Raw genomic sequence first — 25,110 nt, forward strand, 5'->3', positions numbered from 1 at the left:
TCCGCAGCAGCACGTCACGTCACGCCCTCACCGGCCCGGCCGACGCGCGCACCTCGTCGGTGAGCAACTTCCCCACCGGCAGTCCGGTTTGGGCCAGCAGCCACAGCACCGGCTCGGCTGCACGCCGCTGTTCGCCGTCCAGTGCGCCCGTCCCCGTGGCGGCGTGGGCGCTGACGGCCCAGTAGCGCGTGCGGCCGAAGCTGTGGGCCAGGCCACGGACGAGGTTGCCGAGGCCGATGCTCTCCAGCCATGCGTCGATGCGCGGGCCGGGCACGGGCAGCGAGACCAGGGTGTCCAGGACGTCCCGCTTGGTGACCACGGTGGCGACGGGGGTGCGGCTGCGCCGGCCGGTCAGCGCCTGCATCTCGCCCGCCAGCCGCTCGTACGTGGCCACAGGGCCCTCGGGAGAGGGCCGGGCGGCCACGGCCCGGTGCCCGTCCTCGCCGCCGAGCAGGGAGCGCACGCCGGGTTCGGCCAGCGCGTCGACGACCAGAACCACCCCGTCGGCATGCGCGAGGTACTGCTGCTCGCGCACCGCTCCGGCGTCGCGCAGGCTCTCGCCCATCGGGTCGTACAGGTACAGCAGCCTCCGGCGGCGGCCCCGCGAGACGAGGAGCATGACGGCACGGGGCTGCCGGCCCGTGGTGGCACGGGCCCAGCCCTGTCCGTCCAGCTGCCGTGTCAGTGCGGCGAGTTCGTCCGCGTCGTACCGGGTGGCGCACTCCATGCTCAGCAGGCCGCGCCGGTCCCACGAGGCCAGTCCGGCGACGATGGCCGCCAGCAGCATGGTCTTGCCGGACGACGTGCCGCCGACGATGGGCAGGTGCACGGTCCGCGTGGTGCCCAGTGCCCTGGGCAGCCGCTGGTCGCAGTGCGGGCACAGCGCAGCCAGCTTGGCGCGCCCGCCCGGCAGACCGGTGCGCAGCCCGTTGCCGCACGCACAGACCCGCCGCAGCACTCCGAACCGGCCCGGCCGCAGCCGCTCATGGCGCGCCGTACATGCCGGGCACTGATGGACGGGCAGGGCGATCCGCCGGTAGCAGCCGGGGTGCGGACAGGTCATCCGGACGCCGCGGACGATCCTGCCCGCGCCCTCCACGGCCCGTACGGCCAGCACCGCGAGGGCCAGAGCCGCGCACACCAGGGCGACGCCCAGCACGAGCAGTGCCACGGCCTCCGCGAGGAGGAGCCCGGCGAGGACGGCGGCCGCACCCGCTCCCGCAGCCACGCCGATCCCGATGACACGCATGACGGTCCGGGTGAACGGGCTGTCGCCCCTCGGCCCTGCAGGGGTGCAGCCCCGCAGCAGGTTGCGGGTGACACGTCCCAACCACTCGCGGACGAGCAGGTATTGGACGATGCGGACGCCGCTGAGTGCGGCGGCCCCGACGTCCTTCCACACCTGGCGGTACCAGTACGCCGGATGGGCGGGCTCCCCCGCTGCGCCAGGGGGCTCGATCCGGGGGTCCGGTGCACCGGCGTGCCAGGGACCCAGGCAGCGGCCTGTCGCGTACAGGGCCCGCCACAGGAACTCGGGGGCGGTGCGGAGGAAGATGCCGACGGCGACCAGGAAGTTGACGGCGGCGAAGGGTTTCAGCACCCACAGCAGGACGTCGGTCACCGGTGGCGCTCCTCTCCGGTCGGTTCGATGTCACCCGGACCACGGCCCGCCGCGCCGCCGTTGCGGCTGACGCTCCGGGCGCGCCAGCGGCCGGCGACGCGGCCCAGCACACCGGGGCGGTTCCAGTCCTCGAACTGCCCGGCCCAGGGCCCGCCCCGGCGGCGCAGACGCGCGAGCAGCGCTTCGACGTCCTCGGCGGGCATGCGACGTACCACGGGCCGCAGGACCGAGGTGAGCAGTCCGGTGCGGATCTCGTCCCAGGGGCCGCCGTCGCCCGGTGCGGTCTGCCATGCGGTGAAGCAGTCCGCGGCGTAGGCGGGTTCGCGGCGCATCCGGTCGGCAACACTCTCGTGGCGGGCGGCCTCGGCGTACGCGCGCAGGAAGTGCTCGTCGCCGGAGCGGACGAGGGCCAACAGCTCGCCCAGCGGCGGGTCCGCGCCCAGCAGCCGCCCGGCGAGTGCGGCGCTCACCCGCTGCTCGATGCCGGCCTCCAGCGGGAGGGCCTGGGCGCGCAGGGCGACCGCCTGCCCCGCGCAGCCGGCCCGGGCCTCGCCCCCCGCGATGTCACCGGCCAGTTCGAGCAGCAGCAGAGCCGCCCGGTGCCGGGGCTCCAGGGTCTCGCTGCAGTGCAGGAGCAGGGACTTGGCGAGCTCGGGTGCCTCCGGGTCGTCGGGCGTGCTGTCGAGGGCGGCCCGCACGAAGACCTCGTCGAGGCCTGCTGCGCGGTGCCACGCTGCCGGGAGTTCGGCGAGCAGGGTGCCGGCCTCCACCGGTCGGGGCGGGGTGTCGCCCCAGACGAGCCGGAAGGCCGTGCGGAGGACGGACGGTGTGCTCCGGTGCTCGGTGCCCGCGGTGTTCAGGAGTGCGGTGAAGAGTCCGGGGCGGTCGGCCCGCGCGAGGTCGCCCGCGGTGGCCGCGGCGGCGGCCATGCGCAGGTGGGGGTGGAACGCGAGGTCGGCGCCGGGGAGTTCGGCCGTCAGGACGCGGGAGACGGCCCGCGGGTCGCCCGTTGCGGCAGCCCGGTCGAGGATGCCGAGGACGGCGGCGGCCAGTTCGGGCCGGCCGTCCAGGGCCGCGCGTGCGGAACTCCTGTCCCTTTCCGGCCCGTCGAGAAGGGCTGTGCCGAGCCGTTCCGTGAGGGCGGGCAGGGCGGCGGTCCGGCCGGCGTCGAGCGCGTCGGCGAGGCGGAACAGGGGCAGCAGCGCGTCGAGCGGCGCTGCGGCCGCTCGCTCCAGCTCCTGGAGCAGGTCGCGCTTGAGCGGGTCCATGGCCGGCTGTGCGGCCAGCGGTGCGAACTCGTCCGCGAGACCGGCGAGTGCCGTCCATTCCCCGGCAGTGCGCTCCGTCCCACCGGCGGCGAGGCCGAGAAGCAGCGCGGTTCCGGGCGACCCGGCGGAGTGTGTGCGGGCCCGGCGTGCCGCTGCCGTGCGCCCGGCCGCGTCGAGCGCGATGCCCTCGGCAGCGGCCAGGGCGGCCAGCTGCCCGACGTCGTCCGCCGCACCGTGGTCGGTGCCCGTCCGGCTGCGTACCGCCGCTGCGACGAGTTCGGGGCGCCCGGCCAGCCACAGGCGCGCGGCGACGGCCGCCCAGGGGTCGGCCTCTTCGCGGTCTGGGCTGGAATGCCCGCCGGTGCAGTCGTGGACGCGGTAGCGGTGGTCGGACGCGAACCCGCCGGCATCCGCGTCCGGCAGGGTGCCGACGATCTGCTGCCGGGCCAGCAGAGGGCGACGGGTGTAGGTGGTGAATGTGAGCCGGTCGGCGAGTTCGGGCGGAAGGACGGAGCTTGCGACGGCGATCCAGTGCGCGATGTGCACGCTGTCGCGCTCCACGACGAGGAGCTGGGGGGCGTCGGGCGAGCGGAAGAGCGTGCGCACATCCGTCAGAAAGGGTTCGAGCCGCTCGGCCCGGGCGCGGACGAACTCCAGCAGACCGGTCCTGTCGATGTGACGGCCCGGTGTGAACTCGGCCGACCGGTCGGGCACACCGTCCTCGGGCGTGCGGTCGGCCCAGAACGGTGACTCCCACGCCTGGATGGGCAGCATGCTGCCGGGCAGTCCGCCGCCGCCGGGCAGCCGGACGGCGTGGGCGTGGAAGTTGCCGTAGCGTCCGCTGTAGTCGGTGCCGGTGTAGACCGCGCGGCAGAGCAGCCGGCTGCCGTCGGAGAGCCGGTGGTGGCTGAACGCCACGGGGAACGAGGCGAGTTCGGCGGTGCTCGGGCGGGCGGGGGCGTCGCGCGGGGGCTCGTATCCCACCAACTGCTCCACCTCTCCCAGCAGGGCGGCGGGCAGGTCGTCGCTGACCGCGGTGAAGCGGAAGCCCGAACCGTCCGGGCCCGGGGCGGCCGACGTGTAGTGCAGCTGCTGCACGGTCATGCGATGCCCGCCCCTTCCGCACGAGCGGCCCTGCCCTGCTTGCGCACCGGCAGCAGGTTCCGCCGGGCCAGCAGCCACAGCAGCGGATCCTCCACCCGGACCGGCTGCGGGCCCGACTTGGGTGCATCGGCCGGAGCATCGGGCGGAGGCGGCGCCCCGAGGGCGGACAGGCCGAAGAGCCCGACGTCGGAGAAATCGCTCTCCAACTGCCGGTGCAGCGCCCCGCCGTCCCAACTCCCCAGCAGCGAGCGCACCTCCTCGTGGACCGCCGTGCGGTCGGCGTCGTCCAGGGCGCCGCCGTGGTGGGACGCGTTGCCGTGCAGGGGCGACTGCGGGGAGAGCAGGGGACGCAGCATGTCGGTCTTGGTGAGCGCCACGGCGACGGGGGTCGACAGCCTGCCGCGCGAACCCGCCCGGCGGTGACTGCGCAGCTGACCCGCGACGTCGGCGGCGATCTGCTGCGGCGAGGTCTCCACGGGCGGCAGGGGCGGTCCGCCGGTGCCTGCGAGTTCGTCGCGGACGGAGGGCAGTTGCAAGGGGTCGACGAGCAGGATGATGCCGTCGGCGGCGGCGAGGTAGGCGGTGTAGCGGTCCATGGCCTCGGCGTTGCGCAGATCCTCGCCGGCCGCGTCGAAGAAGACCAGTGCGGTGTGCCTGCTGCCCGCGCCGAGCCGGCTGCGGGCGGGAACGCTCAGCCGGTACAGCAACGGGTCGTTGAAGCCGAGTGCCGCGGGTCTGGTGGCTCCGGGCAGCTGGAGCCTTTCGTAGAGCTCTGCGGCCGTCTCCCGGTCGCGGCGCTGCGTGTCGGCCCCCATGGCGGCCAGCGACGCCCGGTACGCGCCTCCGACACGGTGCCGCAGTTCGTTGACGAGCACGGTGACGTAGGTGCTCTTGCCGGTGGCCTTGGCACCCACCAGGGCGATGATGCGGCTGTCCTGGTCGCAGTAGTCGCTGGGCAGGTCGCTGTGGCAGCGGCGGCAGACGCGTACGGGCGTGGGGACGCCGCAGCCGGGGCAGGCCGCGCGCCCGCCGCTGCCGCGCAGGGTGCGCGGGGCGTCGAAGACCGGGCCGCGCATCCGGGCCTGCGGAGGCACCGCGGGGCCCTTGAAGTCGGCCCAGACGTCGTCGCGTTCGGGATCGCACTTGGCTCCTCCGCGGATCCCGGTGGCGGACATCAGGCAGCGGTAGCCGAGCCGGGCGGCCCGGTCCCGGGCGAAGCAGTAGGGGCAGATGACGGTCGTCATGTCAGCGCACCACCAGGTCGTTGTACGGGGGGTCTTCGAGGCGTACGGCGCGGGCGTGCGGACCGAGCAGGAAGGCACGCAGTGTGTAGGGCCGGCGGATGCCGGCGGCGGCCACCGCGGCTCCGACGTCGCGGCGCACCGGGCCGTCACTCAATTCCCGCCCGCTCACGCGCAGTACGGGTGTTCCGTCGTCGGGTGTGCGGGGCAGGGGCTCGGCCGCGGTGCGGGCGACGAGCAGGAACTCCGGGAGGTCGGGGAGCGCGCGGCCGGCTCCGCCGAGGATGCCGGCGCGGATGCTCACGCGGCGCCGGCCGGAGAACCGTCCCGCGCGTTCGACCGTGTACGCGACGGCGACGTCGGCCGGTATGTCCGCCTCCGCGGGGGCGGGCGGGAGCAGCACGTCGACGTCCGCGACGCCGAGCGGTTCGGCCTGGAAGCGTGCCACCGAAGCGGTGACGTCGAGGTGCAGCCCTTCGCGGAGGTAGGTGCTGCGGGCGATGCTGCGCTCCTGTGCCGTACCGTCCTGCCACCAGCGGACGAGGACGCGGTCCGCAGCCCGCGGCCAGTCGAAGGTCAGCCGCACCCGGCCGGGTGCGGTCCGGCGGGCCGTCAACGCCCCGACGGCTTCGGGAACATGGATCCGGACGCTCGCACCGGTGACGGCCCGCTCGCCGAGGACCGTGAGGGCGGTGACGTTCGCGGTGGTGCCGCTCGGCGGCCGGAACCCGCCCGTTCCGCAGCCCGGCCAGGGCAGTCGGGGCGGCAGGGGTCCGCCGACGGGAAGATCCTGCCCGGGCGGTGGCGGCGGCCCGGGCCACTCCACCAGGCGGACCTCCCCCTCGGTGCCGCCGGTCCAGGTCACGGCGAGGGTGCCGGGTGTGTCACCGGGCCGCACGGTCAGGGCCGTGACGGCGTCGGGCCAGGGGTGCACCGTCCGGCGTACGCGCACACCGGGCGACCGGACGTCGCGGCCGGCGGCCGTGCGGTAGACGCAGCTGATGCGGTACGTGTACGTGCCGGGCGTCAGCCCGTCGTCCCGGAAGCCGTGCGGGCCGGCGGATACTCCGGCGGCCGTCGTCCCCGGCCGGGGGCCGGTGCGGACGACTTCGACGCTCCGGGCTCCCGGTGGTGTGCGCCACGTGGCGTCGACGCGGGCACGGGCGTCGGTCAGGGCGATGTCATCGGCCTCGGGTGCGACGAGCACGTCCGCACAGACGAGGGGCAGGCCTGCGATCCGACCGCCGTCGAGCGGCAGGACGGCGTAGCGGACGCGCTCGCCGAGGGGTGCGGCGGTGTCGGTGAAGGTGAGGACGGCGGCGCTGTTCGTGCCGTCGCCGGGGGGCGGGGCCTCGGCCTCCCCTGCGGGCACGGGGGCGTGCCCGGCCGTGTGGCGCAGGATCCGCCATTTCCGGTTCCGGATGTCCGGGCCGGTGGTGTCGTGCCGGATGTCGGGCCCGGTGGTGCGGTGCCGCGTGTCGGTCCCGGCGGTGTCGTGCCGCCAGACGAGGCGGACGCCGGCCCGGCCCGGCTCCGCCTGGAGACCGCCCCGGCGACCGGTGCGGACAAGGCCGCGCAGGGCGTGCGGGTCGTCCTCGGCGGCCTGTGCCGCGCTCAAGTAGCGCTCGGCGGCGGCCGGGTCGCCGGCCCGTGCCAGGGCGTCCGCTTCGCGCAACAGGTCGTCGACGTGCCGTGCGCGGGCGTCGATGCGGGCGACGAGGCGGGCAACACGCTGATCGTGCAAGGGAGTCGGCAGCTGTGCGGCGAGGGACCGGGCATGCCGGATGCGGCGCTCGCGCCAGGCGTCCGGGAGCGTCTCGGCCGCAGCGCGCCGGGCGGCGTCGAGGCGGGGCGCCCGGCGGGCGGCGAGGGCGAGGGCCGAGGCCTCGGCGGGGTCGACCCCGAGGTCGACGGCTGCTTCGGGGCGGGGGCCGCGCGGTTCCTCGTGCAACAGGCGCAGGAGTTCGTACAGGACGATGCGGCGCAGCCCCATCGGATCGTGGGCGAGGACGGCGTCGTAGCGGGCCAGGAGCCCGGCCCGGGAAGCTGTGTCGGACGACGCCCCGGTCCGGGACAACTCGGCACCGAGCCGGGCGAGGAGAGCACGGTCGACGTGCTGCGGGCGGCCGCCCCGGCCGGGGATGCGCAGGCCGTCGAGGACGAGGAAGCGCACGGTGGGTGCGGGCCGCCCCGGAGCGGGCGGGAACAGTCCGTCGGCGGCGTGGCGCAGGCCGAGCGCGGCTTGCTGGGCGCGAAGGTCCGCATAAGCCGGAACGAGGGGCGAGACCGGCATGTCGGGAAGCGCCTGGGGCAGCCCGAGGAGATCCCCGAATTCCCGTGCCGCCATCCGCACTTGCCCCCGTGCCTCCGCCGTGTCCCGACCCTGCACGTCTCATCCCATGCACATCACATGCACACCAGGTGCACATCGCATGCGAGTCGCGTGCAAGGTGCCATCTCACCAGATCGGGGGCGCCGCCGCGGAGGTTTTCCGAGAAAGATCGTCAAGAACCCGGCACAACGTCGCCTTCGCCTTCGACGACCCGCTGGAGAAGGGCGAGGAACAGCTCTCGCTCGGCGGGCGAAAGGGCGGACAGCAGGGCCTCGTTGGCCTCGTCGCCGAGCTTGGCGAGGCGCGTGAGGCGCTTGCGCCCCTCGGGGGTGAGGGTGATGGCGTTCTTGCGGCGGTCGTTGGGGTCGGGCGCACGGGAGACGAGGTCCCGGCCCTGGAGGTCGTTGAGGATGCCGACCATGTCCTTGGGGTCGAAGCCGGTGGTGCGCCCGAGTTCGGCCTGGGCGACGGGTTCGAGGTCGGCGACGGCGGAGAGCACCGCGTGGTGCGGCATCCGCATCCCGTCGCGCGCGAGCGCCTCGGCCACGAGGCGGCGGCCGCGCGCCGAGGCGCGGTTGAGCAGCCAGCTGGGGAGGGCCTGGATCCGGTCGAGCGCGGGCGTGGGGTCCGCCGCCGCGGTCCGGGCCGCCGCCCGGGCCTCGTTCCGGGCCGGGGCCTGGGCCGCCGGCCGGGCCGCGGTCCGCCCCGGGCGCGGCGTCTTGGTGTCTGCCATGGGGTGAGCCTATCCGGAAACCATTGGAGTTCCCAACGAAGTCGTGTACGGTGGAGTCATTCATTGGAGCTCCCAACGAATTTGTGGAGGTGCTTGCCATGCGTCGCGTCCGGTATCACGAGAACGGCGGCCCCGAGGTGCTGCGCGTAGAGGAGACCGAGGTCCCCCCGCCCGGTGCGGGTGAACTGCTCGTGCGCACCGAGGCGATCGGGGTGACGCTGCCCGTCGTCCGCAAGGTGCGCGAGGGCGGATTGGCGCTGCCGGCGAGCCTGGGCGGCGAGGTCGCCGGGGAGATCGTCGCCGTCGGCCCGGATGTCACGGAGTTCGCGGTGGGCGAGCGCGTGACGGGCCTGTGCTTCGGCGACGGATACGCGGACTTCGCCCTGCTGCACACCGCGATGGCCTCGCGCATCCCCGAGGGGGCCACCCCGGCCGACGCGGTCGCGCTGGTCCGCTGCGGTCTGGTCGCCCTCGGGGCGTACGAGGCCGCGAGGCCGGCCGAGGGCGAGTCGGTGCTGGTGACGGGCGCGGCCAGCGGCGTGGGGCACTTGGCGGTGCAGCTCGCCAAGGCGCGCGGCGCGGGGCGGGTCGTGGCGGCGGTGGGCTCGCCCGCCAAGGCGGAGTTCGTACGGTCCCTGGGCGCGGACGAGGTCGTCACGTACGAGGACGCCTCCTGGGGCGAGCCGGTCGACATCGTCCTGGACGCGGTCGGCGGCGAGCTGCTCTCCCCCTGCCTGGCCGCGCTCGCGCCGGGCGGCCGGCTGGTGACCTACAGCTCGGGCGGCGGCACCCTGCAGGCGTACGACCTGCTGGTGGGCGCGAAATCCGCCATCGGTTTCCAGATGGCGCTCATAGCGCGCAACCGGCCTGCACTGATGGAGCAGTGGCGGCAGGAACTGTGGGAGCTGTTCGCGTCCGGCCGGCTACGGCCGCACGTCCACGCCGAACTGCCGCTGGAGGATGCGGCGAAGGCGCACGAGATCATCGAGTCCCGCACCAACCAGGGGAAGGTGCTACTGCGGCCCGCGTAACCCTTTGTGCTTCCTTCGACTGACGGTTGCCGAGGGTTCCTTGTGGGAGCGGAGACCGCCCCGTACGTTGACCCACCGGACACGTGGGGCCTCGCAGGCCCGTACGCGAAAGGGACGGGCCATGGCGGCGGCGTATCGTTCCACGAGCCTTCACCTGGCGTTCACCGGTCTCGGCGGTGCGTTGCTCGCCCTGATCGCCCTGCTCCCCCACGCGGCCCCGGCCGGGGCCGAGGACGCAGCCGCGAACACCGGTGCCGCGCGCGGCGGTTTCGAGGAGCGTGCGCTGTTCAAGGCGGCGCAGGATCCCGGATACGCCTGCTACCGCATCCCCGCCATCGTCACCACGACCCGCGGCACCGTGCTCGCGTTCGCCGAGGGCCGCAAGCACAACTGCGGTGACGCCACCGACATCGACATCGTCCTCAAGCGCTCCACCGACGGTGGCCGCACCTGGGGGCCGCTCCAGGTCGTCGACCCCGGCGACGGCGACACCCACGGCAACCCCGCGCCCGTCGTGGACCGGCGCACCGGTCGGATCGTGCTGGCCAGCACCTACAACGAAGGGCGCGACGACGCCGCGAACTGCGACGTGCCCTGCAACCGCACCCCGCATCTGCAATACAGCGACGACGACGGCGCCAACTGGTCGGAGCCGCGCGAACTGACCACCGCGCTGCGGCCGTCCGGCTGGAACTCCTGGTACGCCACCGGTCCCGGCCACGGCATCCAGCTCGCGCACGGCCCGCACCGCGGCCGCCTGGTGATCGGCGTCAACGCCGAGAGCCACGACGGCGTCCACACATCCGCCAACCACGCCGCCCTCGCCCTGAGCGACGACGGCGGAGCCCACTGGCGCCTCGGCGCCACCGACACCCACCCCATCGCCCGCGACGACACCTACCGCCAGCAGCCTTCCGAACTCACCCTTGCGGAGCGCGATGACGCAGACATCTATGTGAACGGCCGCGAGCAGGGCGGCACGGACCTCGGCAACCGTGACGAGGCCGTGAGCCGGGACGGCGGCGCGAGCTTCGCCTCGCCGTTCCGGGCACTGCCGGACCTCTACACGCCCATGGTGCAAGGAGCCGTGATTCCCCTGCGCCCCGGCCGCTGGCTGTTCTCGGCGCCCGCCGACCCCGACCGGCGCCGCGCCATGACCATCCGTTCCTCCTACGACCAGGGGCGCACCTGGGAGAGCACCGACCGCGGCCGGCGGGTCACGGCCGACTGGTCGGGGTACTCCGACATGACCGTGACCGGCCCGGGCACGGCCGGCCTGCTCTACGAGGCCGGAAAGCACGACGCCCGCGACGAGATCCGCTTCGCCCGCTTCACCGAGGACTGGCTCGGCCCACGGCGCGGGCCGGACGCCACGACGCCCGACCGCGCACCCGGTGCGGCGGGGGCCGCGGTCCTGGGCGGGGCGCGGCCGGTGGAGGGCCGGGTCGGCGGGGCGCTCGCCTTCGACGGCGAGGACGGCGCGGTGCGGCTGCCCTATCGGGCCGGACTCCCCCTCGGCCAACGCGAGTTCACCGCTTCCCTGTGGTTCCGCTACAGCGCGGAGAACGGGGAGCAGCCGTTCCTGTGGATGGGCGGGGTCGGCGGGGCCCCTCAGGTGTCGTTGCGGGGCGAGCCTGCGGCGGGGCGGGTGGCGGCACAGGTCACGGCCGTCGCCGGGGCGGCTCCGGCCCGGACGTCGACGGTGTACTCGGCCGGGGCGTACAACGACGGCGAGTGGCACCACATGACGCTGCGCCGGGCGGCGGGCCGGCTCACGCTCACCGTCGACGGCACCTCGACGACGGTGCCGGACGTACCCGGATCGGTGAGCCGGACAACGACGTTCGGGGTGCACGTGGGCCAGAAGCCGGACGCCCGTGAGTACTTGACGGGCGAGCTGGACGAGATCCGGGTGACGTCCCGGGACAAGACGGTGCTGTGGCTGCCCTTGGACACAGTCGACACACCGGCCCCGCAAGGGGCGCGGGGAACTGCGCGACCAGCCACAGCCGACCCGTGCGCGACATTCAGCCGGCGGCAGCCGGGGCCCCCGCCGCCAGACCCGCGGGCGCAGTCACCTCGGACTGCCGTCCGTACCGCTTGGCGAGCACGGCACACACCATCAACTGCAGCTGATGGAACAGCATCAGCGGCAGCACCATCAGTCCGGCCTGCGCGCCGAACAGTACGGTCGCCATCGGCAGTCCGGCCGCCAGGCTCTTCTTCGAGCCGGCGAAGGTGATGGCGATGCGGTCCTCGCGCCCGAACCCGAGCCACCGGGTGCCGAGGCCGGTGAAGGTGAGCATGACCGCCAGCAGCACGGCCTCGACGCCCAGGAGCGCCACCAGCCGCAGCGGCGTGACCTGGTGCCAGATGCCCCGGACCACGCCCTCGCTGAACGCGGCGTAGACGACGAGGAGGATCGAGCCCCGGTCGACATAGCCGAGGACCTTCTTGTGGCGGGTGATGAAGCCGCCGATCCAGCGGCGCAGGAGCTGTCCGGCGACGAAGGGCACCAGGAGCCGCAGCACGACGGACAGGAGGGAGTCGAGGGAGAAGCCGACGGCGTTGTTGCCCAGCAGTGCCGCCGCGAGGAGCGGGGTCAGCACGATGCCCACGATGCTGGAGAACGATCCGGCACAGATCGCGGCCGCCACGTTGCCGCGGGCGATGGAGGTGAAGGCGATCGAGGACTGGATGGTGGACGGAACCAGACACAGGAAGAGCAGGCCGGTCTGCAGCTGCGGGGTCAGGACGTAGGGGACGAGGCCGCGGGAGGCCAGCCCGAGCAGTGGGAAGACGGCGAACGTGCAGGCCAGGACGGTCAGATGGAGGCGCCAGTGGCGCAGGCCGTCCATGGCCTCGCGGGTGGAGAGCCGTGCACCGTACAGGAAGAAGAGCAGGGCGACCGCGCCGGTGGAGGCGCCGTCCACGGTGGTCGCGGCCGTGCCGCGGGCCGGCAGGAGGGCGGCGAGGAGCACGGTGCCGAGCAGGGCGGCTATATAGGGGTCCAGGGGAAGGCGGGAGAGGAGGCGGCGCATGCCGTCCAGCCTGCCCGCCGGCAGCCTCATCGGGAACCCCGTTCACCGTGCTCACTGCCATCACGGAATCCGATAACCAGAGCTACTCTGGTCGCGTGTTCGATCCGACGCAGCTGCGCACGTTCCTCACCGTGGCCCAGACGCTCAGCTTCACCCAGGCCGCACGGCGCCTCGGGGTACGGCAGTCGACGGTGAGCCAGCAGGTGCGACGCCTGGAGGAGGCCGCCGGGCGGCAGCTGTTCGCCCGGGACACGCACAGCGTGACGCTGACGGAGGACGGGGAGGCCATGCTCGGTTTCGCCCGCACGATCCTGGAGGCCAACGAGCGGGCGGCGGGCTGGTTCGCGGGCACCCGGCTGCGCGGGCGGCTCCGGTTCGGCGCCTCCGAGGACTTCGTGCTGACCCGGCTGCCGGAGATTCTGGAGGCCTTCCGCCGCGACCACCCCGAGGTCGACCTGGAGCTGACCGTCGAGCTCTCCGGCACCCTGCAGCGCCGGCTGGCGGCCGGGCGGCTGGACCTGGTGCTCGCCAAACGCCGCCCGGACCACCCCGGCCACCCGGACGACCCCCACGGCCCGCAGGAGCCGGCGGGCCGCCTGGTCTGGCGGGACCAGCTGGTGTGGATCGGCAGCGAGCGGCTGCGCCTGGACCCCCACCGGCCGCTGCCGCTGGTCGTCTTCCCGCCGCCCGCGGTGACCCGGGCCCGCGCCCTGGAAGTGCTGGAACAGCACGGCCGCGCCTGGCGGGTGACCTGCACCAGCGGCAGCCTCAACGGACTGGTGGCGGCGGCCCGTGCGGGCCTGGGCGTCATGGCGCACACGAGCGGCATGATCCCGCCGGGCCTGGTGCGGCTCCCGGCCCGGGCCGGGCTGCCGGAGCTCGGCGGTATCGACGTGGTGCTGCTCCACGGCGCCGCGCGGGGCAGTGCGGCCCGCGGTGCCGCGGAGGCGCTGGCGGAGGCGATCCTCGCGGGCGGCGACCGCCTCCAGGCCCCGGCGGCCACGGCGACGACGGGCCCGTGACCCGCGTGCCGCCCCGGTTCATGTGACGACTGGTGACGCCTGATGCCCGTGGCACCCGAGTGGACCCGGCGCCGCCGGACCGACGCCGGACCGTGACGCTCCTGTGCGGATCACCGGCGGATCACGCGGAGGTTCGGTGCGGATCCCGTCGAGGCCGCGCCGCGCGGCGCGCCGGAGGGGTTCGCTCCGCCGAGGAGCCGGGTACGGTCACGGCGCTGTGCGGGCACCCTGCCGTGCCGCGCCGGCCGTGCCGCTGCACGCCCGGACACCGCAAGGAGCGAGGAGCCGTTGCGCGAAGTCACCGAGCCGTCGCTGGTGACGGCGCCCCAGGCCGGAGGCCTGGCGGACGCCGTCTTCGACCATGCGGAGGCGGACCCCGGGCGCGTCGCGCTCGGCCGCCGCGCGGCCGGCGAATGGCAGGACGTGACGGCGGCCGCCTTCCGGGACGAGGTCCTCGCCCTCGCCAAGGGCCTGCTCGCGCAGGGCGTCCGGTTCGGCGACCGGGTGGCCCTCATGTCCCGTACGCGCTACGAGTGGACGCTGTTCGACTTCGCGCTGTGGTGCATCGGCGCGCAGCCCGTGCCGCTGTATCCCACGTCCTCCACCGAGCAGGTGTTCTGGATGCTGCACGACGCCGGCGTGACCGCCTGCGTCGTCGAGCACGAGGACCATGCCATGACCATCGGCTCGGTCATCGGCCGGCTCCCGCATCTGGCCCGGCTGTGGCAGCTCGACGCGGGGGCCGTGGAGGAGCTGCGCGAGGCCGGGACCCGCATCGACGACGACGTCGTGCACCGGCACCGCATGGCCGTCACCCCCGACTCGCCGGCCACCGTCATCTACACCTCCGGCACCACGGGCCGCCCCCGCGGCTGCGTCCTGACCCACGCCAACTTCATGACGGAGACCGACAATCTCGTCCGCCGCTACGAACCGGTCTTCCGGTCCCGGCCCGGCGACGAGCCGTCCACTCTGCTCTTCCTCCCCCTGGCCCATGTCTTCGGGCGGATGGTGCAGGTCGCGGCGGTGCGCGGCGGGGTCAAACTGGGCCACCAGCCGCAGTTGTCGGCCGAGGAGTTGCTGCCGGACCTGCAGGCGTTCCGGCCGACGTTCGTCCTGGCGGTGCCGTACGTCTTCGAGAAGGTCTTCGCCACGGCCCGCCGCGAGGCCGAGCGCGCGGGGCGGGAGGGCCCGTTCGAGCGGGCCGTCGAGGTGGCCGTGCGCTACGCGGAGGCGCAGGAGGCCCGCGCCTTCGGCACGGGGTCCGGTCCCGGCGCCGCCCTGCGGCTGCAGCACCAGGTGTTCGACCGGCTGGTCTACGCGCGCTTCCGTGATGTGCTGGGCGGGCGGGTGCGCCATGCGATGTCCGGCGGTTCGGCGATGGAGCGGCGCCTGGGGCTGTTCTTCGCGGGCGCAGGCATCACCGTCTTCGAGGGCTACGGGCTGACGGAGACCACCGGCGCCGCCACCGCCAACCCGCCCGAGCGCACGCGTTTCGGCACCGTCGGGGTGCCCGTGCCCGGCACCACGGTGCACATCGCCGACGACGGCGAGGTGTGGGTGCGCGGCGGCCAGGTCTTCAGCGGCTACCTCGGCGATCCGCGGACGACGGAGGCGGTGCTGCGGTCGGGCTGGCTGGCCACGGGCGACCTGGGCTCGCTGGACGAGGACGGCTATCTGACGATCACCGGCCGCAAGAAGGAGATCCTGGTGACGTCCGGCGGCAAGAGCGTCTCGCCGCTGGTGCTGGAGGAGCGGGTGCGGGCGCACCCGCTGATCTCGCAGTGCATCGTGGTCGGCAACGACCGCCCGTACGTCGCCGCACTGGTCACCCTCGACCCGGAGGCCGTGGCCCACTGGCTGCAGATGCGCGACAAGCCGCCGATGGAGCCGGCGGAGCTGGTGCGCGACCCGGACCTGGAGGCCGAGATCCGGCGGGGCGTGGTGGCCGCCAACACCCTTGTCTCACAGGCCGAGTCCATCCGGACCTTCCGCATCCTGGGCGCGCAGTTCACCGAGGAACAGGGCCTGCTGACGGCCACACTGAAACTCCGGCGCCGGGCGATAGAGAAGGCCTATGCCGTGGAGGTCGAGGCGCTCTACGGCAAATGAGCCGGGTGTGCGGGAATGCGATGCGAGTGGTTCCGGTTGACGCTTGGAGTAAGCGCTTCCGAACCGAACCAGTAAGGATCGATTGCTCGTGAGCAAGGTCCCGTCCATCACCCTCAACAACGGCGTCGAGATGCCGCAGCTCGGCTTCGGCGTCTGGCAGGTTCCGGACGCCGAGGCGACCGCCGCGGTGTCGCACGCCCTCGAGGCGGGTTACCGCAGCATCGACACGGCCGCGGTGTACGAGAACGAAGCGGGTACCGGCAAGGCGCTGACCTCCTCGGACATCCCGCGTGACGAGTTGTTCGTCACCACCAAGCTGTGGAACAGCGCGTCCGAGACCTGGACGCGCGACAGCGTCCTGCGCGAGTTCGACGCGTCCCTGGCCAAGCTGGGCCTGGACTACGTGGATCTGTACCTCATCCACTGGCCGCGCGCCATGCGCGACGACTACCTCACCATCTGGCGCACCTTCGCCGAGATCGCCGAGAGCGGCCGGGCGAAGGCGGTGGGTGTCTCCAACTTCCATGTTCCGCAGCTGGAGCGGCTGCTCGCCGAGACGTCGCTCGTCCCGGCCGTCAACCAGATCGAGCTGCACCCGAACTTCGCGCAGGCCGAGCTGCGCGCGTTCCACGCCGAGCACGGCATCGCGACGGAGGCGTGGTCGCCGCTGGGCCAGGGCGGCGAGCTGCTCAAGGCCCCGGTGCTGGCCGGCATCGCCGCCAAGCACGGGAAGTCGGCGGCCCAGGTGGTGCTGCGCTGGCACCTGCAGCTGGGCAACGTGGCGATCCCGAAGTCGGTGACGCCGGCCCGCATCCGCGAGAACATCGACGTCTTCGACTTCACCCTCGACGAGGACGACATGAAGGCGCTCGCCGCGCTCGACAGCGGGAAGCGACTGGGGCCGGATCCGGACGAGTTCGACTGGAACTGAGCCGCTGAACTGAACCGCCGGACGGGCCGGGGAAACCGGCCCGTCCGGCGTGCCGGGTCACCGCGCCCCGTGTCCCGCCGCAATCGCCTCCACGCGGCGGGCCAGTTGCAGGTCCAGGTCCGTGACCTTGCCCCCGACGCTGTGCGTGTTCACGGCAAGTGACACCGTGTTGTACCCCAGTACCACCTCCGCATGGTGGTCGAGCTCCTCCTGGATCTGCGCGATGTGGATCACCATGGCGGCAGCCGGGAAGTGCCCGCCGAAGGAATACGTCCGGGTGATCCGGTCACCGTCGGCGGACCAGCCGGGCAGTTCCTGAAGGCGCACCTCGACGTCCTTCTGCGAGAGCGGTTCGACAGCCATCGCCCATCCCTTCGTCGCGAGCCTCTGTGGTGCGAGCGTCCCATGGGACAGGGGCGCTTTCGCGCCAATGTGTACCCACGCCCCTCACGTACCCGCTTCGGCCTTCCGGGGCACACGGCCCACTTCTATGCTCCTGCGCCGAGCATGACAAGAAGGTCCGACGGCAGGGGCGGGTGGGTCATGGCAGGCACGACAGGCACCGGCACACGCAGAGGCTTCATCGGCGGCGCGGCGGCCCTCACCGCCGCGGCCGCACTCGCCCGCCCCGCACCGGCCGCCGCCACCACGCCCCGCCGGAACCGCCGCAGCACCGCGGCCCGGACGGTCGCCGTCCTCGGCGGTGGCGTCGCCGGACTGACCGCCGCCCATGAACTCGCCGAACGCGGCTTCCGCGTCACCGTCTACGAGCGCAAGGACGCCCTCGGCGGCAAGGCCCGCAGCATGGACGTCCCCGGCAGCGCCCGGGGCACCCGCAGACCGCTCCCCGGCGAACACGGCTTCCGCTTCTTCCCGGGATTCTACCGCAATCTGCCCGACACTATGCGCCGCATTCCCTTCCCCGGAAACGCGGGCGGCTGCCACGACAACCTCGTCCCCTCCACCGAGGCCCTGATGGCCCGCATCGGACGCGAGGACCTCCGGTTGCCGTTCAGCCGGCTCGGCAATGTGCCCCCCGTCCTCACACCGGACGCATTCCGGCGCGCGGTGACGGCCTTCTTCGAGCTCCAGCTGCCCGCTCACGAACTGGCCTACATGGCCGACCGGTTGCTCGTCTGGTTCACCAGCTGCGACCGGCGGCGCACCCAGGAATGGGAGCGCATACCGTGGTGGCAATTCACCGGGGCCGACCGGATGTCGTCGGACTACCGGAAACTTCTGTGCGTCGGCATCACGCGCAACATCGTGGCCACCAAGGCCGAAGTCGCCAGCACCAAGACGGTCTCCACCTATGTGGAGGCCTTCTTCTACAACATCCTCGACCGGGGCGCCGACGGAGAGCCGGACCGGGTGCTCAATGCTCCCACCGACGAGGCCTGGATCGACCCGTGGGTCGCCTATCTGCGCTCCCTCGGCGTGGAGTTCCGTACCGGCCTGGCGGTGAAGGACCTGCGCATGAGCGGCGGCCGGATCGCCGAGGCCGTGCTGCAGGACGCGGGCGGCGCCGGGCAGTCCGTCACCGCCGACCACTTCGTCTCGGCCATGCCGGTGGAGCACGCCCGTACGACGTGGAACGCGCAGGTGCGGGCGGCCGATCCGCAACTCGCGCGGTGCGACCGGCTGATGACGGACTGGATGACGGGAATACAGTTCTATCTCACCGAACCGACGCCCATCGTCCACGGGCACGTCGACCACCTCGACACGCCCTGGTCGGTCACCTCCGTGGGACAGGCCCAGTTCTGGAAGGGGAGGGATTTCCGCAGGGATTACGGGGACGGGACCGTCGCGGACTGCCTGTCGTGCATCGCCTCCGAATGGGACAGGCCAGGAATCCTCTACGGCAAGACGGCCAAGCAGTGCACCCGCGAGGAAGTCGCCCGCGAGGTGTGGGCCCAGATGAAAGCCGGGCTCAACGACACAGGAAACACGGTACTCAGCGACGCGAAGCTGCATTCATGGTTCCTGGATCCGGCCGTCCAGCTCGGCGGCCCGCACCCGGCGAACGACGAGCAGCTCCTCATCCACCCGACGGGCACCTGGTACAACCGCCCCTCCGCCGGCACCGCAATCCCCAACCTCTTCCTCGCCGGGGACTACGTGGCCACGGACATCGACCTGGCGACGATGGAAGGCGCGAACGCGGCCGCCCGCGCGGCCGTCAACGCCCTGCTGGACACGGTGGATTCACCCGCCGAACGGTGCACCGTCACACCCCTGTACCGTGCCCCGGAATTCGAATTCCTCAAGCAACAGGACGAGATCCGCTACGGGCTGGGGCTGCGCAACGTGTTCGACCTCGGCTGAATCAGGTGCGGTCCCGCCCCACGCCCCGCAGATACGTCTCCACCAGGACGTCGGCCGCCTGCCCCGCGTCGAGGTCCGGCAGCTCGTCGGTGGCCAGGTGCAGGAGCTGCCGCAGGAGCGCGCCGGCCCATCCGGCCGGCAGGTCGGCGCGCAACAGGCCTTCCTCGGTGGCGCGTCGGAGGAATGCGTCCACCTGCTCGATGAATCCGTCGCGGCGCGCGCGGATCGTCTCGTCGGCGCGCATGCGGCCGAGTTCCACAGGCCAGGTGCGGTTGACGGTGACGATGCCCTCGGCGTAGCGGTGGAGCGCCACCGCGACCGGGGCGCGGTCGAGGCGGGCGGCGTCGATGGCCTGCTCGATCGCGTCGAGGCGGGCCTTGTAGACGGCGGCCAGCAGCTCCTCGCGGGAGGCGAACCGCCGGTAGACGGTACGCCGGTCGACTCCGGCGGCGGCGGCAATGGCGGCGATGCTCGCGGAGGGGTCGGTGGCGAGCAGGCGGGCGCCTGCGGACAGGACGGTTTCCAGGTTGCGCGCGGCATCGGCTCTCATCGCCACAGTGTAGCCATCGACGCGGCACATACAGAGACTCCCGCCACATAGGCGTGCACCTACTCGGCTAACTGCTACATTCAAGTGACAGTTAGCCGAGACGGGCTGACCAACTGACCACCAGGGGCGGGAAGAACGTGATCATCAACGACAGGCTCTACATCGGCGGCGTCTGGACCCGGCCCAGCGCCCCGGCGCACACACGGGAGATCCGCTCCCCGCACGACCGGTCCGTCATCGGCCGCGCCGCCCAGGCCTCCCCCGCGGACGTGGACCGCGCGGTGGCGGCCGCCCGGAATGCCTTCGACCACGGGCCGTGGCCGCACACCGCCCCCGCGGAGCGCATCGAGGTCGTCCGCCGCCTGAACGCACTGCGCGAGGACCGCGCGGAGGAGATCGCAGCACTGATCTCCGCCGAGAACGGCTCGGCGGGCTGGTTCACCAGGGCGGGCCAGGCCGGGCTGACCCGGCAGGCCGCCGCCTACCTCGAGGCGGCCGAGGAATTCGGCTGGGAGGAGACGCTCCGACCGTCCGACCCCGCACTGCCGTTCCGCAGCGTGGTGCGCCGCGAGGCGATCGGCGTGGTCGCCGCGGTGATTCCGTGGAACTCCCCGTTCTCGGCCGCCCTGGCCAAGATCGTTCCGGCGCTGCTGGCAGGCAACACCGTGGTGTTGAAGACCTCCCCGGAGAACTCGCTCAGCATGAACCTGCTCGCCGAACTCCTGGACGCGGCCGGCCTGCCCGAGGGCACGGTCAGCGTGCTCCACGCGGACCGCGAGACCAGCGAATACCTCGTCTCCCACCCCGGCGTCGACAAGATCGCCTTCACCGGTTCCACCCGCGCCGGCCGGCAGATCGCCTCCATCGCCGGCCGGCAGCTCAAGCGGGTCGGCCTGGAGCTCGGCGGCAAGTCGGCCGCGATCGTCCTGGAGGACGCCGACCTCGAACGAACCATCGCCGGGCTGAAGTTCGGCTCGCTGCTCAACAACGGCGAGGCCTGCATCGCGCAGACCCGGATCCTCGCCCCGCGCTCGCGTTACGAGGAGGTCGTCGCCGCCCTCAAGGACCTGATCGAGTCCCTGAAGGTGGGCGACCCCGCCGACGAGGACACCTTCATCGGCCCGATGATCCGCCCCGACCAGCAGCAGCGGGTCCGCGACTACATCCGGCTCGGCATCGAGGAGGGCGCCCGCCTGGTCACCGGCGGCCCGCAGGTACCACCGGGTCTGGAGGCCGGCAACTACGTCACCCCCACGCTCTTCGCCGACGTCGACAACCGGATGCGGATCGCGCAGGAGGAGATCTTCGGTCCGGTGCTGGTGGTCATCGCCTACGACGACGAGGACGACGCGGTCCGCATCGCCAACGACTCGGAGTACGGCCTCTCCGGCGGCGTCTGGTCCGCCGACGAGCAGCACGCGATGGCCGTCGCGCGCCGCATACGGACCGGCACGGTCACCGTCAACGGCGCCCCGGTCGGCTACGACGGCCCCTTCGGAGGCTTCAAGTCCAGCGGCATCGGCCGCGAGTACGGCGCCGCCGGACTGGCCGGCTACGTCGAGTACAAGACGATCACCGTCTGACCGTCGACGGGGAAAGGACGCTGAAGCAAAAGGCCACGGCCCTCCGGACCCGAGTGCGCGGGGTCCGGAGGGCCGTGGCCGTCGATGTGCCGTGGGACGGGGCCTCAGCCGGAGACGGACTCCTTCACCGGCTCGGCGGCCGCAGCGGGAGCCGCATCGGCGGCCTCGGCCGCCTTGCGCCGTCCCGCCATCCATACGTAGACGAGGATGCCCGCGAACAGGAACAGCACGCCCTGGTACACAGCCGCGTAACCGGCACCGGCCACCAGCCAGAAGGAGAAGGCGAACGCGCCCACCGCCAGCACCATGTCGCGCGTCATCCGGCCGGCGTTGACCTTGTGGCCCTGGCCCGTCAGCAGGAAGTACACCTGCGCCGCCGCGGCGAGCAGGTACGGGACGGTCGCGGAGAACGTCGTCACCAGGACGAGGATGTTGAACACCCCGCCCGAGCCGGACGTGTAGTTGATGACGGTCAGCCCGGTGGCCAGCACGGCCGCGGCCAGCACGCCGAAGGTCGGCACGCCGCGCTTCTCCTTGGCGAACGCGGCCGGGAACAGGCCGTCCTTGGCGGCCGCGTACGGCGAGTGGGCGCTCATCAGCGTCCAGCCGTTGAGGGCACCGAAGATGGAGATCGCCGCGGCGGCCGCGATGAGCGTGCCGCCCCAGTGGCCGCCGAACATCGTGTCGACGGCGTCGGAGAACGGCGCGGTGGACTTGACCAGCTTGTCGTGCGGGATGGAGCCGAAGACCGCCAGGGTGCCCAGCAGGTAGACCACGGCGGAGCCGATGGTGCCGAGAACCGTCGCGCGGCCCACGTTGCGCTCGGGGTTGCGCACCGCGCCGGCGCTGACGGAGGCGGACTCCACGCCCACGTAACTGTAGAGCAGGATCGCGGCGGACGCGGTCAGACCGCCGGTCCAGTTGCCGCCGCCCTCGGTGAAGGGGCCGAGGTTCTTCGGGTCGAAGAAGAAGATGCCGACGATGGCGACGAACAGCAGCGGCAGGAACTTCAGCACCGTGGAGACCATCTGCACCGCGCCCACCCAGCGCGTGCCGGCGAGGTTCGCCAGCGCCGGCAGCCACAGGAAGGCCAGGGCCACGGTGAGGTCGGCGCCCGTGGAGGGCTTCACGCCGGTCAGGAAGTGGAAGTAGCCGACGCCCGCCACGGCGAGGGCGGCGTTGCTGACCCACGTCATGGTCCAGTACGACCAGGCCGACAGGAACCCGGCGAAGTCGCCGAAAGCCTCACGCGCGTAGACATAGGGGCCGCCGGTGCGCGGGTCGCGCTCGGCGAGCCGGCCGAAGACCAGCGCCAGCGCGATGGCGCCGATCGTCAGCACGCCGAAGGCGAGCAGGCTGACGGTGCCGAAGGGGGCGACGGAGGCGGGCAGCAGGAAGATGCCGCCTCCGATGATGTTCCCCATGACCAGCGCGGTGGCCGTGGGGAGGCCGAAGCGGCGTGACTGCGTGCCGTCGTCGGTGTCGTGCATGGGTGTGGTGCGCCTCTCGTCTGGCGTGGCAGGTCGCCGGTTCCGGGCGACAGCACAGGGCTGTGCGACTGCACATGTTCACCCTCGCATCGCACCGCGCAAAATCAGCGATTTTTGTCCCGCGAGGGCCGCATGGGAACCGTAAAAGGTGTGGTGATCAAGGTCGGAGGCCGTGATTCGTCCACGCTCCGGAAACTGTGTTGCAGTAACGGGCCGGCCGCAGCGGCGTAGCGCAAAGGCGCAGGAAAAGGCCATGCAGAAGCCGTACCCGGCCGACCCGGGCCCACTCCCCTCCGCCTCCTCGGCGGCGACGTGGGTGCCCTCGGGCTGAGCGGGCAGGATCCCCTCATGACGACCTGCCTGTGCACGCCCCGGCTGACGCTGCGCCGCTGGCGCGAGGACGATCTCGATGCGATGGCGGCGATCAACTCCGATCCGGAGGTGATGCGTTGGATCGGGGACGGCTCGGTGCAGGACCGGGAGCAGACGGCGGCCCGGATCGCGGTGTGGGAGCGCGCGTGGGAGGAGCTCGGGGTCGGGCTGTTCGCGGTGGAGTGCCGGGACACCGGTCGACTGGCGGGATTCACCGGGCTGTCGGTGCCGCTGTTCCTGCCGGAGGTGCTACCCGCCGTGGAGATCGGCTGGCGGCTGGGGCGGCCGTTCTGGGGCCGCGGTCTGGCCACCGAGGCGGCCCGCGCGGCATTGGACTTCGCACTGCGCGAGCGCGGCCTGGCCCGGATCGTGAGCATCCACACGGTCGGCAACGAGGCATCCGAGCGGGTCATGCGCAAGCTCGGCATGCGCATGGAGCGCGAGACGGTGCATCCCCTCTCGGGGAGGCGGGTGCGCGTGCACGTCCTGGAGACGTAGGCCGTGCTGTCCGGTCTCGGCGGCGGCTCGTCGTCCTCACCCGGCTCCAGCCCCTGGCCGACGCGAAGGGTGCGATGACGTGGGACCTGGACGTCGACTCCACGGCCCTGCGCCGCGCGGACTTGTTGCTCCGTGTCCCGATGCGGCCCGTATGCTCCCGGGCATGAGCACTGCGCAACCCGCCCGTAAGCGCGACGCCGCCGCTACGCGCGAGGCGATCCTCGCCGCCGCGGTCGTGGAGTTCACCGAGCACGGGTACGCGGGTGCCGGAGTGCGTCGGATCGCCGAGCGGGCGGGGGTGACGGCGATGATGGTCAACCGTTACTTCGGCTCCAAGCAGGGCCTGTTCACGCAGGCCGTCGCGCGTTCCTTCGCGCCGCCGACCATCGTCGGCGACGAACGCGCCGACTTGGCGGGGGCCATCGCCCATACGCTCACCGAGCGCACGGCGTCCGACGCCGAGCGGCTCGACCCGTTCCTCCTGTTGCTGCGCTCGGCACCGGATCCCGAGGCGGCGGACATCGTCCGGCAGGGCGTGGAAGCCAATGTCGGTGCTCGCCTGGCCGGGCTGCTCGACGGACCGGACGCCGACGTGCGTGCGCAGCTCGCCCTCGCGCTGGTCGCCGGGACGTGGCTGCTGCGCGGCGTCGTCGGCACCACCGCGCTCGCCACGGCCGACGACGCCCGCCTCATCGCCCTGCTCACCGACATGCTCGAACCGGTCGTCCACGAGGTGGGTGGCACGTCCGCGGCGACGGGAACCGGTCCTGACGGCACCGGAGGCTAGCCGCCCGCCGTCGGTGCTCAGAAGGCGGAGCGGACGAGCCCGCCGTCGACGCGGATGGTGGCTCCGCTGATGTACTGCGCGTGGTCGCCGCAGAGGTAGGCGACGGCCGCGGCGACCTCCTCGGGCTTGCCGAAACGTTCCTGGTCGTTGGGGACGAGGGCCTGGACGGCGTTGGGCTCGACCTCGTCCCAGGTCCGGCCCCAGCCGCGGGCGGGCCCGATCCCCGTGAAGAGGTCCTTGGTGGCCTCGACGAGGATCGCTCCGGGGGAGACGACGTTGGACGTGACGCCGGTTCCCTTGAGTTCGCGGGCGAGAGAGACGGCGAGGTTGTGCCGGGCGGCCAGGGTGGCGTTGTACTGGGGGTGGGCGTCCATCGGCTGGGAGGCGAGCCCGCCACCGATGGTGACGACACGGCCCCAGCCGCGTTCGCGCATGGCGGGGACCAGGTGCCGGAGCATCCGGACACCTGAGACGACGTTGGCGTCGTAGGCGTCGCGCCATTCGTCGGGGGTGGCCTCGGCCCAGGTCAAGTGCCGGTAGGAACCGGCGTTGTTGACGAGGATGTCGACCGGACCGCCCGCGGTGGCGGCGTGGGCGACGCCGGCTGCGGCGTGGTCGTCGGCGAGGTCGCCGACGACCACGTCGGCCGTCCCGCCGGCCTCCCGGATTTCCCGGGCGACCCGCTCCGTACGGCGCGCGTCCCGGCCGTGCACCACGACCGCGGCGCCCTCGGCCGCCAGGAATTTCGCGGTGGCCTCGCCCAGCCCTGCGCTCGAGCCGGTGACGAGTGCGCGCTTGCCGATGAGATCGAGGTTCATCCCGTGTTCCCTCCCAGGGCCCGCTTCGTGGCCCGCGCTGTGTGGTGGTGCGAGGTGTCCGAACGATTAAGTCTACAGCTGTAGACTTAATCGTGTCGTGCCTGTCCCCTCGGCAGCAGCAGGCGCATCGTGGCTGAGCGCGCCCACGCGGCGGAGCCGCTGGGGGTCCCTCCTGGGGGCACCCCCAGCGGTAGTTGGGGGGAGCAACAGCCCCGCGCCCCCGACGGGCGCATCACCCGTTCGCCGGT

Annotated in this window: 18 protein-coding genes and 1 pseudogene; 9 read left to right on the top strand and 10 right to left on the bottom strand. The window is 72.9% G+C overall.

What is annotated here, in order from left to right:
* Positions 1 to 19 precede the first annotated feature (19 nt).
* The 5 genes from HG542_RS00435 to HG542_RS00455 form a co-directional block, all read right to left on the bottom strand.
* On the bottom strand, positions 20 to 1,621 hold the full coding sequence (locus HG542_RS00435) for a TRAFAC clade GTPase domain-containing protein (RefSeq protein ID WP_171077917.1): 1,602 nt from the start codon (positions 1,619 to 1,621) through the stop codon (positions 20 to 22).
* Positions 1,618 to 3,993, bottom strand: a complete 2,376-nt coding sequence (locus HG542_RS00440; protein WP_171077918.1) for a GTPase-associated protein 1-related protein — start codon at positions 3,991 to 3,993, stop codon at positions 1,618 to 1,620. The genes HG542_RS00435 and HG542_RS00440 overlap by 4 nt, the downstream gene beginning before the upstream one ends.
* Complete coding sequence (locus tag HG542_RS00445) at positions 3,990 to 5,237, bottom strand: TRAFAC clade GTPase domain-containing protein (RefSeq protein ID WP_171077919.1); 1,248 nt, start codon at positions 5,235 to 5,237, stop codon at positions 3,990 to 3,992. The genes HG542_RS00440 and HG542_RS00445 overlap by 4 nt, the downstream gene beginning before the upstream one ends.
* Before the next feature lies 1 nt (position 5,238).
* Positions 5,239 to 7,581, bottom strand: a complete 2,343-nt coding sequence (locus HG542_RS00450) for a serine/threonine-protein kinase (RefSeq protein ID WP_171077920.1) — start codon at positions 7,579 to 7,581, stop codon at positions 5,239 to 5,241.
* Between the two features lie 157 nt (positions 7,582 to 7,738).
* Positions 7,739 to 8,299, bottom strand: coding sequence for a MarR family winged helix-turn-helix transcriptional regulator (locus HG542_RS00455; RefSeq protein ID WP_171077921.1), 561 nt, complete (start codon positions 8,297 to 8,299; stop codon positions 7,739 to 7,741).
* A 98-nt stretch (positions 8,300 to 8,397) separates the two neighbouring features.
* On the opposite strand from HG542_RS00455, the gene HG542_RS00460 reads away from it, so the two are divergent.
* Both HG542_RS00460 and HG542_RS00465 read left to right on the top strand, forming a co-directional pair.
* Entirely contained in the window at positions 8,398 to 9,330 is a 933-nt protein-coding gene (locus HG542_RS00460) for a quinone oxidoreductase family protein (protein WP_171077922.1), read from the top strand.
* A 121-nt stretch (positions 9,331 to 9,451) separates the two neighbouring features.
* A pseudogene (locus HG542_RS00465) lies at positions 9,452 to 11,290 on the top strand (exo-alpha-sialidase); the annotation flags it as partial.
* 67 nt (positions 11,291 to 11,357) lie between these two features.
* On the opposite strand, the gene HG542_RS00470 reads toward HG542_RS00465, so the two are convergent.
* Positions 11,358 to 12,401, bottom strand: a complete 1,044-nt coding sequence (locus HG542_RS00470; RefSeq protein ID WP_227725052.1) for a bile acid:sodium symporter family protein — start codon at positions 12,399 to 12,401, stop codon at positions 11,358 to 11,360.
* A 65-nt stretch (positions 12,402 to 12,466) separates the two neighbouring features.
* Between HG542_RS00470 and HG542_RS00475 the strand changes: the two genes are divergently transcribed.
* The 3 genes from HG542_RS00475 to HG542_RS00485 all read left to right on the top strand — a co-directional run bounded on the left by HG542_RS00475 (position 12,467) and on the right by HG542_RS00485 (position 16,436).
* The gene (locus tag HG542_RS00475; RefSeq protein WP_171077923.1) at positions 12,467 to 13,393 is read left to right on the top strand and encodes a LysR family transcriptional regulator; all 927 of its coding nucleotides are present in this window, start codon (positions 12,467 to 12,469) and stop codon (positions 13,391 to 13,393) included.
* Positions 13,394 to 13,681: 288 nt separating this feature from the next.
* A complete protein-coding gene (locus HG542_RS00480) occupies positions 13,682 to 15,505 on the top strand; it encodes an AMP-dependent synthetase/ligase (RefSeq protein ID WP_171077924.1) in 1,824 nt (607 codons plus the stop codon).
* Between the two features lie 88 nt (positions 15,506 to 15,593).
* Positions 15,594 to 16,436 carry an aldo/keto reductase gene (locus HG542_RS00485; RefSeq protein ID WP_308438077.1) on the top strand — a complete coding sequence of 281 codons (843 nt, stop codon included), beginning with the start codon at positions 15,594 to 15,596 and terminating at the stop codon, positions 16,434 to 16,436.
* Positions 16,437 to 16,493: 57 nt separating this feature from the next.
* Here the strand turns inward: HG542_RS00485 and HG542_RS00490 are convergent, their stop codons facing one another.
* Entirely contained in the window at positions 16,494 to 16,799 is a 306-nt protein-coding gene (locus HG542_RS00490; RefSeq protein ID WP_171077925.1) for a 4a-hydroxytetrahydrobiopterin dehydratase, read from the bottom strand.
* A gap of 180 nt (positions 16,800 to 16,979) precedes the next feature.
* On the opposite strand from HG542_RS00490, the gene HG542_RS00495 reads away from it, so the two are divergent.
* Entirely contained in the window at positions 16,980 to 18,764 is a 1,785-nt protein-coding gene (locus HG542_RS00495; RefSeq protein ID WP_171077926.1) for a hydroxysqualene dehydroxylase, read from the top strand.
* A gap of 1 nt (position 18,765) precedes the next feature.
* Here HG542_RS00495 and HG542_RS00500 read toward each other — a convergent pair whose 3' ends face one another.
* Complete coding sequence (locus tag HG542_RS00500) at positions 18,766 to 19,314, bottom strand: TetR/AcrR family transcriptional regulator (RefSeq protein WP_171077927.1); 549 nt, start codon at positions 19,312 to 19,314, stop codon at positions 18,766 to 18,768.
* A 137-nt stretch (positions 19,315 to 19,451) separates the two neighbouring features.
* On the opposite strand from HG542_RS00500, the gene HG542_RS00505 reads away from it, so the two are divergent.
* A complete protein-coding gene (locus HG542_RS00505) occupies positions 19,452 to 20,897 on the top strand; it encodes an aldehyde dehydrogenase (protein WP_171077928.1) in 1,446 nt (481 codons plus the stop codon).
* A 104-nt stretch (positions 20,898 to 21,001) separates the two neighbouring features.
* On the opposite strand, the gene HG542_RS00510 is transcribed toward HG542_RS00505, so the two are convergent.
* The gene (locus tag HG542_RS00510) at positions 21,002 to 22,387 is read right to left on the bottom strand and encodes an amino acid permease (RefSeq protein ID WP_171077929.1); all 1,386 of its coding nucleotides are present in this window, start codon (positions 22,385 to 22,387) and stop codon (positions 21,002 to 21,004) included.
* Positions 22,388 to 22,735: 348 nt separating this feature from the next.
* Between HG542_RS00510 and HG542_RS00515 the strand changes: the two genes are divergently transcribed.
* Both HG542_RS00515 and HG542_RS00520 read left to right on the top strand, forming a co-directional pair.
* Positions 22,736 to 23,257, top strand: a complete 522-nt coding sequence (locus HG542_RS00515) for a GNAT family N-acetyltransferase (RefSeq protein ID WP_171077930.1) — start codon at positions 22,736 to 22,738, stop codon at positions 23,255 to 23,257.
* 163 nt (positions 23,258 to 23,420) lie between these two features.
* The gene (locus tag HG542_RS00520; RefSeq protein ID WP_227725048.1) at positions 23,421 to 24,044 is read left to right on the top strand and encodes a TetR/AcrR family transcriptional regulator; all 624 of its coding nucleotides are present in this window, start codon (positions 23,421 to 23,423) and stop codon (positions 24,042 to 24,044) included.
* Between the two features lie 17 nt (positions 24,045 to 24,061).
* Here HG542_RS00520 and HG542_RS00525 read toward each other — a convergent pair whose 3' ends face one another.
* Positions 24,062 to 24,862: an SDR family NAD(P)-dependent oxidoreductase gene (locus HG542_RS00525; RefSeq protein ID WP_171077932.1), complete on the bottom strand. Its 801-nt coding sequence runs from the start codon at positions 24,860 to 24,862 to the stop codon at positions 24,062 to 24,064.
* Between the last annotated feature and the right edge of the window lie 248 nt (positions 24,863 to 25,110).

The sequence above is a fragment of the Streptomyces morookaense genome (assembly GCF_013030945.1).
Lineage (GTDB): Bacteria > Actinomycetota > Actinomycetes > Streptomycetales > Streptomycetaceae > Streptomyces > Streptomyces morookaensis.